A 17,701-nucleotide genomic window follows, 5' to 3' on the forward strand; every position below is an offset into this window, starting at 1 on the left:
GTGGGGGGTATGGAAGGGCGGGCGGGCCTGGCGGGTGTCGGGTGCGCGGCTGAGGAAGACGGCATGACATGCGTCAACCTGTGGTTTGTGCCTGTCATTCCATGATCGGCGGACTTCTCGGGATGTGAGACGTCACGTCCCGGCCGTCAGCTCCGCCAGTTCGCGTTCCAGGTTCTCCCGGGCCCGCTCCTCCCAGACCGCCGCGCCGTACGGGGTGCGGAAGAGGCGGGGGAGGCCGAGGAGGTGGCGGAGGATGGTGGCGCGGCCCTCGCGGAAGGCCGGTTCGGGGACGAAGGCGTACTCCTCGCGGACCGCCGCCGTATACCCCCCGTACGTATCGGGGGCGCTGGCCAGGATCGCGAGGTCCGCGTCGCAGAGGGTCTCGCCGTTGAGGTCGCCCGTGGCCGGGTCGTGGGAGGTCGTGAGGCGGACCAGGCGGGCCACCTCGGCCACCTCGTGCGGGGTGAGGCCGGCCTCGGTGAGGGCCTTCTCGGCCAGGAGTGCCGAGCGCTCCTCGTTCTCGGAGCGGTCCGGCCGGTAGACCGCGTCGTGGAACCAGGCGGCGAGTCGTACGAGTTCCAGCTCGCCGCCCTCCCCGCCCTGGTCGGCGAGCTCGTCGATGCGGTCGAGGACCGCCCGGAGGTGGGCGACCGTGTGGTAGCGGCGCTGGGGTTCGGCCCAGCGGGCCAGCAGGTTCCGGCCGTACAGGGCGGGGTCGGGGCCCTCGCGGCCGGCGCGGGCGGCGCGCAGGGTGGCGTTCCAGCGCTGGAGCAGGTCCTTCGCCTCCTCGGCGGTCGGCCCGTGCGCTTCCCCGGCGGTCGGCCCCTGCGTCTCCCCGGCGGTCGGCTCCTGCGCTTCCCCGGCGGTCGGCCTCTTCGCCTCCCCGGCGGTCGGCTCGGCGGTCGGCTCGTGCTCTTCCTCGGCGGTCATGGAGGCATTCTGCCCGGCCGGGGGTGCGGAGGGAGTGCTTCCCACGCGCCCTCATCTCACTCTTACATACCCCCCATGGGTATGCTACGGTGCTCCGCACAAGTACCCCCTAGGGGTATGCAGCAGCGAGTGAAGGGTCAGGGCAATGTCAACCGTCAATCCCCGGCGCTGGTGGGCACTTGTCGTGCTCGCCGCCGCTCAGTTCATGGTCATCATGGACACCTCGATCATCGGGGTCGCGCTCCCCGAGATGCAGAAGGACCTGGGCTTCTCGCAGAGCGAGCTCCAGTGGATCTTCAACGCCTACGTGATCGTCTTCGGCGGTCTGCTGCTCCTCGGCGGACGCCTCTCCGACCTCGTCGGAGCCCGCAAGATCTTCGTCTCCGGCTGGGCGGTCATGATCGCCGGTTCGGTCGTGGCCGCCGCCGCGCAGACCGCCTGGGTCGAGATCGTCGGCCGCGCCGTCCAGGGTGTCGGCGGTGCGCTGATCGCGCCCTCCGCCATGACCCTGCTCATGATGCTCTTCATGCACGACCCGAAGGAGCTCGGCAAGGCGATGGCGCTCTACGGCGCCGCGGCCCCCGCCGGCGGCACCGCGGGCGTGTTCCTCGGTGGTGTCTTCACCGAGTGGGTGAGCTGGCAGTGGGTCTTCATCATCTACATCCCGATCGGCCTCGCGACCCTGGCCGCGACCAAGATCCTCCCGAACGTCGAGTCCCGCCGGGGCTCCGTCGACATCCTCGGCGCCGTCGCCGTCACCGCCGGTCTCGCGCTCGCCGTGTTCGCCGTGGTCCGTGCTCCCGAGGTCGGCTGGGGCGCCACCGCCACCATCCTGGAGCTGGCCGGCGCCGCCGTCCTCCTGATCCTCTTCTTCGTCGTCCAGAAGAGCATCCGCGAGCCCCTCATGCCGCTCAGCGTCTGGCGGGTCCCGCGCCTCGGCTCGGCCAACCTGGCGATGACGCTGCTCGGCGCCGCGTGGATCCCGATGTGGTACTTCCTCAACCTGTACCTCCAGCAGGTCCTGGGCTTCGGCGCCTTCGAGTCCGGTGCCGCGCTGCTCCCGATGACCGTGCTCCTCATGATCTTCATGACGGCCATCACGGCCCGGCTCATGATGAAGGTCGGCGCCAAGCCGCTCATCGCCGGCGGTCTGCTGGTCCTCGCCGCCGGTCTGGTCTGGCTCGCCGCCGTCGAGCCCACCGGCACCTTCCTGGTCGACGTCCTGCCGGCCTCGCTGGTCGCCGCGCTCGGCATGTCCCTCGCCTACATCCCGACGATGATGACCGCGATGTCCGGCGCCCCGCAGGAGCAGGCCGGTCTCGCCTCCGGCATCGTCAACACCACCTACAACGTCGGCTCCGCGCTCGGCCTCGCCGCGCTGACCGCCGTCGCCATGTCGCAGGGCGCCGACCAGCTCGGCAACCTGCCGAAGCTGACGGACGGTTTCTCGTCCGCCTTCATCGGCGCCGCGATCATCGCCGCCGTCGGCGGTGTCGTCACCCTCCTCGTCATGAAGAGCGACAAGGTGGTCGCGGCCGAGGCCGCCGCCCCCGCTCCGCAGGGCGAGAAGGTCTCCGCCTGACCCCCGCCCCGAAGGGGCCGCCCGATGTCCTTCCCCGGACGTCGGGCGGCCCCTTTCCCGTACCCATGAAGGAAGGAACGTCGTGGAACTCAACACCCGTGCCGTACACATCGTGAACGAGCCCTTCCAGAACGGCAGTTGGCCGCTCTCCGTGCCCCTCGTGCAGTCCTCCGCCTTCGCCTTCGACTCCGCCGCCGAGCTCGCCGACGCGATGGCCGACCCCGACGGGCGGTACGTCTACAGCCGCCGCGGCAACCCGACCGTGCGGGCCCTGGAGCAGACCCTCACCGGGCTCGAAGGCGGGGAGGGGGCCATCGCCTTCGCCTCCGGAATGGGCGCTCTCAGCGGCGTCCTGCTCTCGCTCCTGCGGCCCGGCGACCGGGTGGTCGCCCAGCGCTGCCTGTACGGCGGGACGCACGCCGTCCTGTCGGACCTGGCCGAGCGGTACGGGATCCAGGTCGTACGGATATCCGGCGACGACCCGGCCGAGCTGGAGGCCGCCGCCGTCCACCCCGCCACCCGGCTCCTCGTCCTGGAGACGATCGCCAACCCGACCGGCCAGGTCCCGGACCTGCCGGGGCTGCTGGCCACCGCCCGCGCCCTCGGGGTGACGAGCCTGGTCGACAACTCGCTCGCCTCGCCCGTGCTGTGCCGCCCCCTGGAGCTCGGCGCCGACATCGTCGTGCACTCCACCACCAAGTACCTCTCCGGGCACTCGGACGTCCTGGGCGGCGCCGCCGTCTTCGCGGACGACGCCCTGCGTCGCCGGGTGTGGCCCCGCACGGTCGAACTCGGCGCCTGCGCCGACCCGTTCGCGGCCTGGCTCACGCTGCGCGGGATCCCCACGCTGCCCCTGCGGATGCGCGAGCACTGCGCCAACGCCGCCGCCCTCGCCGAGCTCTTCGCGGCCCGCGGCGACGTCACGGCCGTGCACTACCCCTGGCGGGCCGGCCACCCCTCGTACGACACCGCCCGGAAGGTCCTCGCCGGCGGCGGCGGGCTGCTCTCCTTCGAGCTCGCCGGGGGCCGGGAGGCGGGGAGGGCCTTCATCGAGCGCGTACGGCTGGCGAAGCTCGCGCTGTCGCTCGGCGGTGTGGAGACGCTCGTCTCCCATCCGGCGTCCACCTCCCACCGCGAGCTGGACGCGGACGCCCTCGAGGCCGCGGGGATCGCCCCCGGTCTCGTGCGGATGTCGGTGGGCATCGAGGACGTCGAGGACATATGGAACGACCTGGAGCAAGCGCTGTGACGAAGGGCCCCAAGGGGCCTTCTTTTGGGTTGACAAAATAAATGGTCGATTCGTAGATTGGGTGATGCCAGGAAACGTTGACTCCTAGGTCAAGGGGGGCGCGTGATGCGCTACTTCGAGGACTTCCGGCCCGGCGACGTCCACGAGCTGGGCACCGTCACCGTCACGGCGGAGGAGGTGCTGGAGTTCGGCAGGCGCTTCGACCCGCAGCCCTTCCACACGGACCCCGAGCTCGCGAAGGACTCCCCGTTCGGCGGTCTGATCGCGAGCGGGTTCCACACCCAGGCGATGTTCATGCGGCGCTACGTCGACGGACTGCTCGCCTACAGCGCCTGTACGGGCTCGCCCGGCATCGACGAGGTCCGCTACCTGCGGCCCGTCCGCCCGGGCGACGTCCTCACCGCGCGCGTCGAGGTCCTCGGCGCGACTCCGTCGCCGTTCAATCCCGCCACCGGCACCGTCAAGCCGCGGTGCACGCTCGTGGCCGCCGACGGGACGGCCGTGTTCAGCATGATCCTGCACAGCATCTTCCGCCGGCGTCCCGCCGACGCCGAGGCCGGCCATCTGTCGTCGATGCCCGCGGCCGAGGATCCCGTCGCCTGTGTGCGACCGGCCAAGACCTGTGTCCCGGTCATGAGCGCCTGACCACCCTCCGCCTGACGAACCGTCCTTCGTCACCGGCGGACCAGGCCCCTGAGCACGGCCGTCCGTATCTCCGAAACCCAAGTGAAGGGGGACCTCCTGTGGAGGCCGTATCCCGCACCGCCCAGTGGACCGCCGCAGCGCGCGCCCTGGAGACCGAGCGCGAGGACCGGCTGTTCGCCGATCCCTACGCGCGCACCGTCGCCGACGAGATCGGCTTCGAACTGCTCGCGCGCTACGACGGGGGCGGCATCGTGCCGTTCCTCGCGATCCGCACCACCTACCTCGACCGGGCCATCGTGAAGGCGGTGGAGGAGCGCGGCATCCGGCAGGTCGTCTTCCTCGCCGCCGGCATGGACACCCGCTTCTTCCGGCTGCCCTGGCCCGACGGCGTCACCGTCTACGAGCTCGACCGCCCGGCCCTCCTGGAGGCCAAGGCCGAGATGCTCAAGGACGAGCCGCAGCCCGCGGGACGCACCCGGGTCCCGATCCCGGTCGACCTCACCCAGGACTGGACCGGCCCCCTGAAGGAGGCCGGCTGGAAGAGGGAGGAACCCGTCCTGTGGGTCGTCGAGGGCCTGCTGTTCTTCCTGCCCGAGCAGGCCGTACGGACCCTCATATCGACGCTCTCCGCGCACGCCGCGCCCGGCTCCGTGCTGCTCGGCGACGTCATCTCGAAGTCCGCCCTGGAGAACCCGCTGGCCCGCACCTTCATGAGCGCGCTCAAGGAGGACGGCAACCCGTGGCTGTTCGGCACCGAGGAGCCCGAGGCGCTGCTCGCCGACTGCGGCTGGGCCGTACGGGAGGTCAGGCAGCCCGGTGAGGACGGCGCCGCCTTCGACCGCTGGCCCTACCCGGTGCCGGCCCGTTCCGTGCCGCGCGTGCCCCGCTCCTTCCTGTTCACGTGTGATCTGCCGACGTACGAGGAGGAGAAGGCCGCATGAGCGCCCACGACTTCCACCAGCGGGTCATCACCGACGCGGGCGCGGCCGTCCGCGGCCTGACCGTCGCCCTCGGCGAGCGCCTCGGCCTGTACAAGGCCCTCGCGGAGAGCGGTCCGCTGACCGCCGCCGCACTCGCCGAGAAGACCGGCACCGACGAGCGGTACATCGAGGAGTGGCTGCACGCGCAGCTGTCCGCCGGGTACGTCGAGCGGCACCCCAGCTCCCTCACGTACACGCTCCCCGCCGACCACGTCGAGGTCCTCGCCGACCCGAAGGCCGTCACCTACGCCGCCGGGTTCTTCACCGCCCTCAAGGCGCTGTACGCCACCGAGGACCTGCTCGTCGAGGCGTACCGCACCGGCGACGGCGTCGGCTGGGCCGAGCACGACGCGGCCCTCGACACCGGCATGGGTTCCTTCTTCCAGCCCACGTACGAGCACAAGCTCGTCCCGGACTGGCTGCCCGCCCTGCACGAGGTCACCGACAAGCTGGCGAACGGCGGCACGGTCGCCGACGTCGGCTGCGGCGTCGGCCACACCACGCTCCTCATCGCGAAGGCCTTCCCGAACGCCACCGTCCACGGCTTCGACTACTCGGAGGAGGCCATCTCGATCGCGCGGGAGCTCGCCGAGGAGGCCGGTCTCTCCGACCGGGTCGTCTTCGAGGTCGCCTCCGCCGACGACTACCCCGGCTCCGGCTACGACCTGGTGTGCTTCTTCAACGCCCTGCACGACATGGGCGACCCGGTCGCCGCCGCCCAGCACGTCCACAAGTCCCTCGACGCGGACGGCACCTGGATGCTCGTCGAGTCCAACGTCTCCCCGCAGGACATCGACACCCAGACCCCCGCCGCCCGCATGTTCATGGCCCTGTCCGCCGTGATGTGCCTGCCGGTCGCGGTCGCCCAGCGCGGCCCGCACGCCCTCGGCAACCACTCCGGCGAGAAGGCCTTCCGGGCCATCGCCGAGGAGGCCGGCTTCACCCGCTGGCGGCGCGCCACCGAGACCCCCGTGAACGCGGTCTATGAAGTCCGTCCTTAACTCCCCTACGTCACAAGGAGCAACCACATGACCGCCATCGCTCCGCTGCCGGTCACCGACCGGTTCATGGAGGTCCTGGAGCGTCTCAGCGAGCGCTCGGTCGAGGACTACTACAACCCGTACCAGACCTTCCAGTGGCCCGAGACGCTGGAGGAGAACCGCTTCTGGATGACGCCGGAGCTGCTCACCGTCTACGGCACCGAGCACTACGACACCCTCGGTGAGGAAACGCTTCAGCGCCTGTCGAAGTGGGAGTCCATCAACTTCTACAGCCTCAACGTGCACGGCATCCGCGAGCTCCTCATCGAGGTCGTCGGCCGCATCCACATGCCCGGCTTCGAGGTTCCCTCGGACTTCTTCCACCACTTCATCGGTGAGGAGAACGAACACATGTGGTTCTTCTCCGAGTTCTGCCGGCGCTACGGCCACAAGATCTACGGCTCCACCGCCATGCGCGCCGACGCCGCCTGGGAGCCGGAGGTCGAGAACTTCCTCGTCTTCACCCGCATCCTCTTCTTCGAGGAGCTCGTCGACCACTACAACTCCCGGATGGCGAAGGACGACTCCCTCTGCCACACCATCCGCGAGGTCAACCGCATCCACCACCAGGACGAGTCCCGCCACATCGCCTTCGGGCGCGAGCTGGTCTCCCTGCTGTACGGCCGGATGTGCCAGGCCGTCAGCGCCGAGCGGGTCCGCGAGGTCGAGGCGTACCTCAAGCGGTACGTCGTCTACAGCATCAACTCCCTCTACAACCCGCACGTCTACCGCGACGCCGGCATCGCCGACCCGCTGGCCCTGCGCAACGCGCTGGTCGCCGACGCGTCCCGCCGCCCCCACGAGCGCAAGGCGATCCGCAAGCCGCTCGCCTTCTTCCTGAAGACCGGGATCTTCTCCGACGACACCCTGCCCGTCGTCTGAGGCGCCCGCGCGACCTCCCACCCGAGAGGTGAAGAGATCATGACCGTGACGACCCCCGAGACCGTCGGGGAGACCAGGGGCCTGCCCTCCCTCGGCCCGGAGGGGACCCGCCTGCTGCGGCTCCTCGACGACACCTTCGAGGGCTGGGGAGTGGCCGCGGGCGCCCGCCCGATGACCATGCCCCCGCTCCTGCCCGCCGCCGACCTGGCGAAGCTCGACTACTACGACAACTTCCCCCACCAGGCCGTCGTCGCCACCCCGCTCGACCTGGAGCGCCGCGCGACCACGCCCTTCGACCCCGCCGCCGGCCGTTTCCCGAGCGAGGCGCTCGAACCCGCCGCGCTCGGACTGCCCTCGGCGTCCTGCTACGCCGTCTACCTCGACCACCAGGGCACCCAGGTCGCGGACGACACCCTCGTGACGATCTGCTCCTGGTGCTTCCGCAAGGAGACCCACTACGAGGGCATGCGGCGCCAGCTCGGCTTCCGCATGCGGGAGATCGTCGCCATCGGTGGGCGCGAGCACGCCGAGACGCACCTCGCGGACTTCACCACCCGCATCCAGGCCTTCGCCGCGGCGCTCGACCTGCCGCTGCGCAAGGAGGCCGCCTGCGACCCCTTCTTCGACAAGGGCAGCTCCAAGGCGGTCCTCCAGCGGCTCACCCCGGTGAAGTACGAGTTCCTGTACGAGGACCTGGCGATCGCCTCGGTCAACACGCACCGGAACTTCTTCGGCGACCGCTGCGACATCACCCTGGAGTCGACCGGCGGACCGGCCTTCACCAGCTGTGTCGCCTTCGGACTCGAGCGCTGGCTGTCGGCGCTGACCCGCCGCCACGGCGACTGGGAGTCCGCCACCCGGGCGGTCCTCGACGCGAACGCCCGCATGCGGGCCGAGGCCGGTGCCCCGCTGCCGGCCGGGGCGAGTGGCGCGGCCGGGCCGGTGATCTGACGTGCCGGCCCGTCCCGCCGCCCCGCCGGCGGGCGGCCTGGGGTGGGCGAACCTCGGCATGGACATCGTGTCCGTCAACCGTGTCCGCAGGCTCCTCGCCCAGTACGGGGAGCGGTTCTTCGAGCGGATGCTCACCCCCGGCGAGCTCGCCGACTGCCGTACCTCCTCCGGGCTCGACGTCCTGAGCCTGTGCGGGCGGATCGCGGCCAAGGAAGCGGCCTTCAAGACCTTACGGGTCAGAGGCAGGTTCCTGCCCTGGCCGGACATCGTCGTGCGGCGCTCCGAGGGCGGCTGGCCGCTCGTGGAGCTGCACGGGCCCGCGGCCGAGATGGCCGCCCAGTCCGGCATCACCGAGATCACCGTGTCCATCAGCCACGACGTGGACTACGCGGTGGCCGTGGCCGCCCCGATCGTCGCCCCCACCCCCTCCGTGTCCAGTACCTCAATCGAGCAGTAGCGAAAAGGAGAGCAACCATGGCCGACGGCCTGCAGACGGTGAAGAACTGGATCCTCGAGCGTCACCCCGAGCGCGACGACATCGCGTCCGACCTCGACCTGATCGAGAACCGGCTCATCGACTCGCTGTCCTTCGTCGAGTTCGTCTTCCTGCTGGAGCAGGAGAGCGGCACCGCCATCCAGATGGAGACCCTGGAGGTCGACTCCATCCGCACGCTCGGCGCCATCGAGCAGCACTTCTTCAAGGCCCCCGTGGAGGTCCAGGCATGAGCCGCCGCCTCTTCACCTCGGAGTCGGTGACCGAGGGCCACCCCGACAAGATCGCCGACCGGATCAGCGACACCATCCTCGACGCGCTGCTCGCCGAGGACCCCCACTCCCGGGTCGCCGTGGAGACGCTGATCACCACCGGTCAGGTCCACATCGCCGGCGAGGTCACCACCTCCGCGTACGCGCCGATAGCCCAGCTCGTGCGCGACGCCGTCCTCGACATCGGCTACGACTCCTCCGCGAAGGGTTTCGACGGCGCCTCCTGCGGCGTGTCGGTGTCCATCGGCGCGCAGTCGCCGGACATCGCGCAGGGCGTCGACACCGCCCACGAGGCCCGCGTCGAGGGAGTGGACGACGAGCTGGCGGCCCAGGGCGCCGGCGACCAGGGCCTGATGTTCGGCTACGCCTGCGACGACACGGCCGAGCTGATGCCGCTGCCGATCGCGCTCGCCCACCGTCTGTCGCGGCGGCTGACCGAGGTCCGCAAGGACGGCACCGTGCCGTACCTGCGCCCGGACGGCAAGACGCAGGTCACCATCGAGTACGACGGGGACCGCCCGGTCCGTCTCGACACGGTCGTCGTCTCCTCGCAGCACGCGGCGGACATCTCCGTCGAGGGCCTGCTCACCCCGGACGTCCGCGAGTACGTCGTGGAGCACGTCCTGAAGCAGCTCGTCGAGGAGGGCGTCAGCCTGGAGTCCGACGGCTACCGGCTCCTGGTCAACCCGACCGGGCGCTTCGAGGTCGGCGGCCCCATGGGCGACGCCGGACTCACCGGCCGGAAGATCATCATCGACACGTACGGCGGGATGGCCCGGCACGGCGGCGGCGCCTTCTCCGGCAAGGACCCGTCGAAGGTGGACCGCTCGGCGGCGTACGCCATGCGCTGGGTCGCGAAGAACGTCGTCGCGGCCGGTCTGGCGAAGCGCTGCGAGGTACAGGTCGCGTACGCGATCGGCAAGGCGGAGCCCGTCGGCCTCTTCGTGGAGACCTTCGGCACCGGGACCCTGCCGGACGAGAGGATCCAGGAGGCCGTGAGCGAGGTCTTCGACCTGCGGCCGGCGGCGATCATCCGCGACCTGGACCTCAAGCGGCCGATCTACGCGGCGACGGCGGCGTACGGCCACTTCGGCCGGGAGCTCCCCGAGTTCACCTGGGAGCGCACGGACCGCGTGGAGGCCCTGAAGAAGGCAGCGGGGGTCTGAGATGCGCATCGCTGTCACGGGGTCCATCGCGACCGACCATCTGATGACCTTCCCCGGCTGGTTCAGCGAGCAGCTGCTCGCCGACCGGCTCGACCGGGTCTCCCTGTCGTTCCTCGCCGACAACCTGGAGGTCAGGCGCGGCGGAGTGGCAGCGAACATCGCCTTCGGACTCGGCGTCCTCGGCCTGCGGCCCGCCCTCGTGGGCGCGGTCGGCGCCGACTTCGAGCCGTACCGGGTCTGGCTGAAGGGCCACGGTGTGGACACCGACTCGGTGCGCGTCAGCGAGTCGCTCCACACCGCCCGCTTCGTCTGTACCACCGACCGGGCCCAGAACCAGATCGCCACCTTCTACGCGGGGGCGATGGCCGAGGCGCGCGAGATCGACCTCCGCGAGGTCGTCGCGCGCACCGGCCGCCTGGAACTGGTCCTGGTCTCCCCGGACGACCCCGAGGCCATGCTCCGGCACACCCGCACCTGCCGTGACCTGGGGATCCCCTTCGCCGCCGATCCGTCGCAGCAGCTGGCGCGGCTCGACGGGGGAGAGGTGCGGGAGCTGGTGGACGGGGCCCGGTTCCTGTTCACCAACGAGTACGAGACGGCGCTCCTCCTGGAGAAGTCCGGCTGGCCGGAGGAGGAGGTGCTGCGCCGCGTCGGCACCTGGGTCACCACCCACGGCGAGGCGGGCGTCCGCATCCGCGGCGAGGGCCGGGACCCGCTGGCCGTGCCGGCGGTGGAGGTCCCCTCGGTCGTCGACCCCACCGGCGTCGGCGACGCCTTCAGGGCCGGGTTCCTCGCGGGGACGCTGTGGGGCGTGCCGGAGCGGTGCGCGGCGCAGCTGGGCTGCGCGGTCGCGGCGACCGTCCTCGACTACGTGGGGACGCAGGAGTACCGGCTGCACCGGGACTCCCTCCTGGACCGGATCAGGACGACGTACGGCGTCGGCTGCACGGCGACGCTCGTCACCCATCTGAAGGGGTTGTCATGAGCGAGGCCCGGCGGTCGCTCAGGGAGGAGTTCGCGACGCGCGTCGTCGTCGCCGACGGCGCGATGGGCACCATGCTCCAGGCCGCCGACCCGACGATGGAGGACTTCCGGCAGCTGGAGGGCTGCAACGAGATCCTCAACCTCACGCGCCCCGACATCGTCGCCTCCGTCCACGACGCCTACTTCTCGGTCGGCGTGGACTGCGTCGAGACCAACACCTTCGGGGCGAACCTGGCCGCGCTCGCCGAGTACGGCATCGAGAACCAGGTGTACGAGCTGTCCGAGGCCGGCGCCCGGATCGCCCGCGCCTCCGCCGACGCGCACACCGCCGCCGACGGGCGCCCCCGCTGGGTCCTCGGCTCCATGGGACCCGGCACGAAACTGCCGACCCTGGGCCACGTCACGTACGAGCCGCTGCGCGAGGCCTTCCAGCAGAACGCGGAGGGCCTGATCCGCGGCGGCGCGGACGCCCTGCTCATCGAGACCTCGCAGGACCTGCTCCAGACGAAGGCGGCCGTCATCGGCGCCCGTCGGGCCCTGGACTGGGTCGGCGTGGACCTGCCGGTGATCGTGCAGGTCACGGTGGAGACGACCGGCACGATGCTGCTCGGCTCGGAGATCGGGGCGGCGCTCACCGCCCTGGAGCCGCTCGGCATCGACATGATCGGCCTGAACTGCGCCACGGGCCCGGTGGAGATGGCCGAGCACCTGCGGCACCTGTCCCGGCACGCCCGGATCCCGATCTCGGTCATGCCGAACGCGGGCCTGCCGGTGCTGACCTCCGACGGCGCCCACTACCCGCTGTCGCCGGCCGAACTGGCCGACGCCCAGGAGCGGTTCGTACGGGAGTACGGGCCCGCCCTGGTCGGCGGCTGCTGCGGGACGACCCCGGAGCACCTGCGGGAGATCGTGGAGCGGGTGCGGGGCGCGGCCGTGCTCGACCGGAGCCCGGTCGCGGAGCCCGGCGCGTCCTCCCTGTACAGCCATGTGCCGTTCCGGCAGGACACCGCGTACATGGCGATCGGCGAGCGGACCAACGCCAACGGCTCGAAGAAGTTCCGTGAGGCGATGCTGGAGGCCCGCTGGGACGACTGCGTCGAGATGGCCCGCGACCAGATCCGCGAGGGCGCGCACATGCTCGACCTGTGCGTGGACTACGTGGGCCGGGACGGCGCCGCGGACATGGCGGAGCTGGCGGGGCGGTTCGCGACCGCGTCGACGCTCCCGATCGTCCTCGACTCCACCGAGGTGGGCGTGCTGCGGGCCGGCCTGGAGAAGCTGGGCGGCCGCGCGGTCGTCAACTCGGTCAACTACGAGGACGGCGACGGGCCCGAATCGCGGTTCGCCCAGGTCACGACGCTCGCGAAGGAGCACGGCGCGGCGCTGATGGCGCTGACGATCGACGAGGAGGGCCAGGCCAGGACGGTCGAGGCGAAGGTCGCGATCGCCGAGCGGCTCATCGAGGACCTCACGGGCAACTGGGGGATCCGGGAGTCGGACATCCTCATCGACACCCTGACCTTCACGATCTGCACGGGTCAGGAGGAGTCGCGGGGCGACGGCATCGCCACGATCGAGGCGATCCGCGAGCTCAAGCGCCGCCACCCGGACGTGCAGACCACGCTGGGTCTCTCCAACATCTCCTTCGGCCTCAATCCGGCCGCCCGGATCGTGCTGAACTCGGTCTTCCTCGACGAGTGCGTGAAGGCGGGCCTGGACTCGGCGATCGTCCACGCCTCGAAGATCCTGCCGATCGCCCGCCTGGAGCCGGAGCAGGTCGAGGTCGCGCTCGACCTCATCCACGACCGGCGCCGGGAGGGCTACGACCCGCTCCAGCGCTTCCTGGAGATGTTCGAGGGAGCGACGGCGAAGTCCCTCAAGGCCGGCAAGACCGAGGAGCTCCTCGCCCTGCCGCTCGACGAGCGGCTCAAGCGGCGGATCGTCGACGGCGAGAAGAACGGCCTGGAGGCGGACCTCGACTCCGCCCTGTCCGAGCGCCCGGCCCTGGAGATCGTCAACGACGTGCTCCTCGACGGCATGAAGACGGTGGGCGAGCTGTTCGGCTCGGGCCAGATGCAGCTGCCGTTCGTGCTCCAGTCCGCCGAGGTCATGAAGACGGCCGTGGCCCACCTCGAACCGCACATGGAGAAGTCGGACGCGGAGGGCAAGGGCACGATCGTCCTCGCCACCGTCCGTGGTGACGTCCATGACATCGGCAAGAACCTCGTCGACATCATCCTCTCCAACAACGGCTACAACGTCGTCAACATCGGCATCAAGCAGCCGGTCTCCGCGATCCTGGAAGCCGCCGAGGAGCACAACGCCGACGTCATCGGCATGTCCGGCCTCCTCGTGAAGTCCACGGTCATCATGAAGGAGAACCTCCAGGAGCTGAACGGCCGGGGCCTCGCCGCGAAGTTCCCCGTGATCCTCGGCGGCGCCGCCCTGACCAGGGCGTACGTCGAGCAGGACCTCCACGAGCTGTACGAGGGCGAGGTCCGCTACGCCCGCGACGCCTTCGAGGGCCTGCGCCTGATGGACGCCCTCATGGGCGTCAAGCGCGGCGTCCCCGGAGCCGTACTGCCGGAACTGAAACCGCGCAGGGTGCCGAAGCGCGCCGAGCCGCTGGTGGAGGTCCGGGAGCCCGAGCCCGCCGGCCGCTCCGACGTCGCCGCCGACAACCCCGTACCCGAGCCCCCCTTCCTCGGGACCAGGGTCGTCAAGGACATCCCGCTGGCCGAGTACGCCCCCTGGCTCGACGAGACCGCCCTCTTCAAAGGTCAGTGGGGACTCAAGGACGCCGGGACCATCGAGGCGGAGGGCCGCCCGCGACTGCGGGCGCTGCTCGACCGCATCGAGCGCGAGGGCCTGGTCGAAGCAGCCGTCGTGTACGGCTGGTTCCCCTGTGTGTCCAAGGGCGACGACCTGCTCGTCCTGGACGAGGACGGAGGCGAGCGGACCCGCTTCTCCTTCCCCCGCCAGCAGCGGGGCCGCCGCCTCTGCCTGGCCGACTTCCACCGCGCCGAGGACTCCGGCGAGGTCGACGCGGTCGCCCTCCAGGTCGTCACCGTCGGATCACGGATCGGCGAGGAGACGGCCCGGCTCTTCGCCGCCGACGCCTACCGCGACTACCTCGAACTCCACGGCCTCTCCGTCCAGTTGGCGGAGGCCCTCGCCGAGTACTGGCACGCCCGCGTCCGCTCCGACTGGGGCATCGCCGGAGCCTCCGAGCCCGCCGGCCTGGAGGGCATGCTGCGCACCGAGTACCAGGGCTGCCGCTACTCCCTCGGCTACCCCGCCTGCCCCGACCTGGAGGACCGGGCGAAGATCGCCGCGCTGCTCCGGCCGGAGCGGATCGGGGTCGAGCTGTCGGAGGAGTACCAGCTGCACCCCGAGCAGTCGACGGACGCGATCGTCGTCCACCACCCGGAGGCGAGCTACTTCAACGCGGGAGGCCGACGCCTGTGAACCCCACCTTCTCCTTCGAGTTCTTCCCGCCGAAGACCGACAAGGGAGAACAGACCCTCTGGGACGCGATCCGCCGCGTGGAGGCCCTCAAGCCGGACTTCGTGTCGGTGACGTACGGCGCGGGCGGCTCGTCCCGCGACCGGACCATCGACGTCACGAAGCGGATCGTCACCGGGACCACCCTGCGGCCCGTCGCCCACCTGACGGCCGTCGGGCACTCGGTCGCCGAGCTGCGGGCCATCATCGGCGCCTACGCGGACGCCGGCGTCCGGGACGTGCTCGTGCTGCGCGGCGACCCGCCGGGCGATCCGCGCGGCGCGTGGACCCCGCACCCGCAGGGCTTCAGCTACGCGAGTGAACTCGTCGAACTGGTCCGCTCGCTGGGCGAGTTCAGAATCGGCGTGGCGGCCTTCCCCGAGGGCCACCCGAGATCCCCTGACGCGGGGAGCGACCTCGCGCACTTCGTCGCCAAGTGCCGGGCGGGCGCCGACTACGCCATCACGCAGATGTTCTTCGACCCCGAGGACTACCTGCGCCTCCGGGACCGGGTCGCCGCCGCCGGCTGCGACACCCCGATCATCCCGGAGATCATGCCCGCCACCGACGTGCGCCAGATCCGGCGTTTCGCCGAGCTGTCGGACGCGGCCTTCCCCGAAGACCTCGCGCACCGCCTGGAGGCGGCGAAGAACGACCCGGCCGCCGCGTACCGCATCGGCGTCGAGCACGCGACGCGGATGGGCCTGCGCCTGCTCGACGAGGGCGCGCCGGGCCTGCACTACATCACGCTCAACAGGTCGACGGCGGCCCTGGAAATCCACCGAACCATCCTCAGCGCAAGGAGAGTTGCAGCCCATGTCTGACACCACCGCCTTCTCCGACTTCAAGGTCGCCGACATCTCGCTGGCCGCCTTCGGCCGCAAGGAGATCACCCTCGCCGAGCACGAGATGCCGGGCCTGATGTCGATCCGCCGCGAGTACGCGGAGGCGCAGCCGCTGGCGGGTGCGCGGATCACCGGCTCGCTGCACATGACGGTGCAGACGGCCGTGCTCATCGAGACGCTGGTGGCGCTCGGCGCCGAGGTCCGCTGGGTGTCCTGCAACATCTACTCGACGCAGGACCATGCGGCGGCCGCGGTCGCCGCCGCCGGGATCCCGGTCTTCGCCTGGAAGGGCGAGACCCTGGAGGAGTACTGGTGGTGCACGGAGCAGGCCCTGACCTGGCCCGGCGCCGACGGTCCCAACATGATCCTGGACGACGGCGGTGACGCGACGCTGCTGGTCCACAAGGGTGTGGAGTACCAGAAGACCGGCGCGCTTCCGGAGGCGTCGAACGAGGAGATGGCCGTCGTGCGTGCTCTCCTGGAGAACACGGCCCTGGACTGGTCGGCGATGGCCGCGTCGATCCGTGGGGTGACGGAGGAGACGACGACGGGTGTCCACCGTCTGTACGAGATGCACCGTGAGGGGGAGCTCCTCTTCCCGGCGATCAACGTGAACGACGCCGTGACGAAGTCGAAGTTCGACAACAAGTACGGCTGTCGGCACTCGCTGATCGACGGCATCAACCGGGCGACGGACGTCCTGATCGGCGGCAAGACGGCCGTGGTCTGCGGTTACGGCGATGTCGGCAAGGGGTCGGCGGAGTCGCTGCGGGGCCAGGGTGCCCGCGTCATCGTCACCGAGATCGATCCGATCTGCGCGCTCCAGGCGGCGATGGACGGCTACCAGGTCGCGACCCTGGACGACGTGGTGGAGACGGCCGACATCTTCATCACGACCACGGGCAACAAGGACATCATCATGGCGTCCGACATCGCCCGGATGAAGCACCAGGCGATCGTGGGCAACATCGGCCACTTCGACAACGAGATCGACATGGCCGGCCTCGCGCGGATCCCCGGGATCGTGAAGGACGAGGTCAAGCCGCAGGTCCACACGTGGACGTTCGAGGACGGCAAGGTCGTCATCGTGCTGTCCGAGGGCCGGCTCCTCAACCTGGGCAACGCGACCGGTCACCCGTCCTTCGTGATGTCGAACTCCTTCGCGGACCAGACCCTCGCGCAGATCGAACTCTTCACGAAGACCGAGGAGTACCCGACGGACGTGTACGTGCTGCCGAAGCACCTGGACGAGAAGGTCGCCCGCCTCCACCTGGACGCGCTGGGCGTCCGCCTGACGACGCTCCGGCCCGAGCAGGCGTCGTACATCGGGGTCCCGGTGGAGGGCCCGTACAAGCCGGACCACTACCGCTACTGAGCCGGCATGTGTACCGAAGACATCCGTGACCCGTGGCTCCCGGACCGGCTCCTCCGTACGGAACGGGACCTGCTGATGCCGCTCCTCCGGCGCACACCGGAGGAGGCGTACGAGCTCCGCACCGCATGCCCCGGCTGGACGGCCCGGCAGGTCCTCGCCCACTGCGGGGCGGCGCTCGTCCGGATCGTCGAGGGACGGCTCGAAGAAGGCGTGTTCCTGCCGGAGGCGAACGCCTGCGACGTCGCCGAACGCGAGGACTGGACCATCGGCCGCATCCTCGACGAACTCGAACGCGGCCTGACGGAGGCGGGCCCGGTCATCGCGGACCGCGAGGACGGCCGGCTCGACGCGGTCGCCCTCGGCGAATGGGTCCACGCCGGAGACGTACGGGAGGCCTTCGGCGAACCCGGCGCGTACTGCGGCGCGGCCCTCGACCTGGCCCTCCCGCTGCTGTCCGTGACGAGCCGCCGCCGGGAGACCCCACGCCTGATCGGCGACCTGGCCGGCCGGGAGGGTTCGGTCTCTCTCGGCAACGAGGTCGAGGGCCGCCCGGCGGCCCGCTTCTCCGGCGACGCGGCGACCCTGATCCGGATCTACTCGGGCCGGCCGCTGGTCCGCACGCGCTACGACCTCCGAGGCGCCACAGAACAAGAACTCCTCATCTACCGCTGACCACCGCCGGGCCACGCCCAGCGACCCCCGCGCCCGCGGGGCCTCCACCCGCGGGCCTCCGCCCCACGGGGCGGGCCCCTGCCCACGGGGCGGGCCCCTGCCCACGGGGCGGTTCCCGCCCTCCCCGGTGG

The 17,701-nt window shown here is 70.9% G+C and carries 16 protein-coding genes; 15 read left to right on the forward strand and 1 reads right to left on the reverse strand.

What is annotated here, in order from left to right; all coding sequences use genetic code 11:
* Positions 1 to 132 precede the first annotated feature (132 nt).
* Entirely contained in the window at positions 133 to 930 is a 798-nt protein-coding gene (locus tag ACN9M0_RS20290; protein WP_426403994.1) for a hypothetical protein, read from the reverse strand.
* A gap of 145 nt (positions 931 to 1,075) precedes the next feature.
* Between ACN9M0_RS20290 and ACN9M0_RS20295 the strand changes: the two genes are divergently transcribed.
* The 15 genes from ACN9M0_RS20295 to ACN9M0_RS20365 all read left to right on the forward strand — a co-directional run bounded on the left by ACN9M0_RS20295 (position 1,076) and on the right by ACN9M0_RS20365 (position 17,570).
* Positions 1,076 to 2,512, forward strand: coding sequence for an MFS transporter (locus ACN9M0_RS20295; RefSeq protein ID WP_366040667.1), 1,437 nt, complete (start codon positions 1,076 to 1,078; stop codon positions 2,510 to 2,512).
* A gap of 82 nt (positions 2,513 to 2,594) precedes the next feature.
* On the forward strand, positions 2,595 to 3,761 hold the full coding sequence (locus tag ACN9M0_RS20300; protein WP_426403995.1) for a trans-sulfuration enzyme family protein: 1,167 nt from the start codon (positions 2,595 to 2,597) through the stop codon (positions 3,759 to 3,761).
* A gap of 105 nt (positions 3,762 to 3,866) precedes the next feature.
* Entirely contained in the window at positions 3,867 to 4,406 is a 540-nt protein-coding gene (locus ACN9M0_RS20305; RefSeq protein ID WP_366040678.1) for a MaoC family dehydratase, read from the forward strand.
* A 98-nt stretch (positions 4,407 to 4,504) separates the two neighbouring features.
* On the forward strand, positions 4,505 to 5,347 hold the full coding sequence (locus ACN9M0_RS20310) for a class I SAM-dependent methyltransferase (RefSeq protein WP_426403996.1): 843 nt from the start codon (positions 4,505 to 4,507) through the stop codon (positions 5,345 to 5,347).
* Positions 5,344 to 6,387, forward strand: a complete 1,044-nt coding sequence (locus ACN9M0_RS20315) for a class I SAM-dependent methyltransferase (protein ID WP_366040670.1) — start codon at positions 5,344 to 5,346, stop codon at positions 6,385 to 6,387. The genes ACN9M0_RS20310 and ACN9M0_RS20315 overlap by 4 nt, the downstream gene beginning before the upstream one ends.
* Positions 6,388 to 6,414: 27 nt before the next feature.
* A complete protein-coding gene (locus tag ACN9M0_RS20320) occupies positions 6,415 to 7,308 on the forward strand; it encodes a diiron oxygenase (protein WP_366040671.1) in 894 nt (297 codons plus the stop codon).
* A 39-nt stretch (positions 7,309 to 7,347) separates the two neighbouring features.
* Positions 7,348 to 8,259 (forward strand): hypothetical protein, encoded by a 912-nt coding sequence (locus ACN9M0_RS20325; protein ID WP_366040672.1) that lies wholly within the window; start codon positions 7,348 to 7,350, stop codon positions 8,257 to 8,259.
* A gap of 1 nt (position 8,260) precedes the next feature.
* On the forward strand, positions 8,261 to 8,716 hold the full coding sequence (gene acpS / locus ACN9M0_RS20330; RefSeq protein WP_366040673.1) for a holo-ACP synthase: 456 nt from the start codon (positions 8,261 to 8,263) through the stop codon (positions 8,714 to 8,716).
* Positions 8,717 to 8,733: 17 nt separating this feature from the next.
* The gene (locus tag ACN9M0_RS20335; protein WP_399701026.1) at positions 8,734 to 8,985 is read left to right on the forward strand and encodes a phosphopantetheine-binding protein; all 252 of its coding nucleotides are present in this window, start codon (positions 8,734 to 8,736) and stop codon (positions 8,983 to 8,985) included.
* Positions 8,982 to 10,190 carry a methionine adenosyltransferase gene (gene metK / locus ACN9M0_RS20340; protein ID WP_366040675.1) on the forward strand — a complete coding sequence of 403 codons (1,209 nt, stop codon included), beginning with the start codon at positions 8,982 to 8,984 and terminating at the stop codon, positions 10,188 to 10,190. The genes ACN9M0_RS20335 and metK overlap by 4 nt, the downstream gene beginning before the upstream one ends.
* A gap of 1 nt (position 10,191) precedes the next feature.
* Positions 10,192 to 11,175 carry a carbohydrate kinase family protein gene (locus tag ACN9M0_RS20345; protein ID WP_366040676.1) on the forward strand — a complete coding sequence of 328 codons (984 nt, stop codon included), beginning with the start codon at positions 10,192 to 10,194 and terminating at the stop codon, positions 11,173 to 11,175.
* Positions 11,172 to 14,642, forward strand: coding sequence for a methionine synthase (gene metH, locus ACN9M0_RS20350; RefSeq protein ID WP_399701029.1), 3,471 nt, complete (start codon positions 11,172 to 11,174; stop codon positions 14,640 to 14,642). The genes ACN9M0_RS20345 and metH overlap by 4 nt, the downstream gene beginning before the upstream one ends.
* Positions 14,639 to 15,502 (forward strand): methylenetetrahydrofolate reductase [NAD(P)H], encoded by an 864-nt coding sequence (gene metF, locus ACN9M0_RS20355; protein ID WP_426403997.1) that lies wholly within the window; start codon positions 14,639 to 14,641, stop codon positions 15,500 to 15,502. Before metH ends, metF begins: the two co-directional genes overlap by 4 nt.
* Positions 15,495 to 16,898, forward strand: a complete 1,404-nt coding sequence (gene ahcY / locus ACN9M0_RS20360) for an adenosylhomocysteinase (RefSeq protein ID WP_399701033.1) — start codon at positions 15,495 to 15,497, stop codon at positions 16,896 to 16,898. Before metF ends, ahcY begins: the two co-directional genes overlap by 8 nt.
* A gap of 6 nt (positions 16,899 to 16,904) precedes the next feature.
* Positions 16,905 to 17,570, forward strand: a complete 666-nt coding sequence (locus tag ACN9M0_RS20365) for a maleylpyruvate isomerase family mycothiol-dependent enzyme (protein ID WP_399701036.1) — start codon at positions 16,905 to 16,907, stop codon at positions 17,568 to 17,570.
* Positions 17,571 to 17,701 lie beyond the last annotated feature (131 nt).

The organism is Streptomyces sp. R-07 (genome assembly GCF_049913175.1).
GTDB lineage: Bacteria > Actinomycetota > Actinomycetes > Streptomycetales > Streptomycetaceae > Streptomyces.

Bases quoted from the DNA above. Each gene is read 5' to 3' on its own strand.
- ACN9M0_RS20335 (WP_399701026.1), top strand. From the start codon at position 8,734: ATGGCCGACGGCCTGCAGACGGTGAAGAACTGGATCCTCGAGCGTCAC.
- ahcY (WP_399701033.1), top strand. From the start codon at position 15,495: ATGTCTGACACCACCGCCTTCTCCGACTTCAAGGTCGCCGACATCTCG.
- ACN9M0_RS20345 (WP_366040676.1), top strand. From the start codon at position 10,192: ATGCGCATCGCTGTCACGGGGTCCATCGCGACCGACCATCTGATGACC.
- ACN9M0_RS20320 (WP_366040671.1), top strand. From the start codon at position 6,415: ATGACCGCCATCGCTCCGCTGCCGGTCACCGACCGGTTCATGGAGGTC.
- ACN9M0_RS20325 (WP_366040672.1), top strand. From the start codon at position 7,348: ATGACCGTGACGACCCCCGAGACCGTCGGGGAGACCAGGGGCCTGCCC.
- ACN9M0_RS20290 (WP_426403994.1), bottom strand. From the start codon at position 930: ATGACCGCCGAGGAAGAGCACGAGCCGACCGCCGAGCCGACCGCCGGG.
- ACN9M0_RS20315 (WP_366040670.1), top strand. From the start codon at position 5,344: ATGAGCGCCCACGACTTCCACCAGCGGGTCATCACCGACGCGGGCGCG.
- ACN9M0_RS20305 (WP_366040678.1), top strand. From the start codon at position 3,867: ATGCGCTACTTCGAGGACTTCCGGCCCGGCGACGTCCACGAGCTGGGC.
- ACN9M0_RS20365 (WP_399701036.1), top strand. From the start codon at position 16,905: ATGTGTACCGAAGACATCCGTGACCCGTGGCTCCCGGACCGGCTCCTC.
- metH (WP_399701029.1), top strand. From the start codon at position 11,172: ATGAGCGAGGCCCGGCGGTCGCTCAGGGAGGAGTTCGCGACGCGCGTC.
- metK (WP_366040675.1), top strand. From the start codon at position 8,982: ATGAGCCGCCGCCTCTTCACCTCGGAGTCGGTGACCGAGGGCCACCCC.
- ACN9M0_RS20295 (WP_366040667.1), top strand. From the start codon at position 1,076: ATGTCAACCGTCAATCCCCGGCGCTGGTGGGCACTTGTCGTGCTCGCC.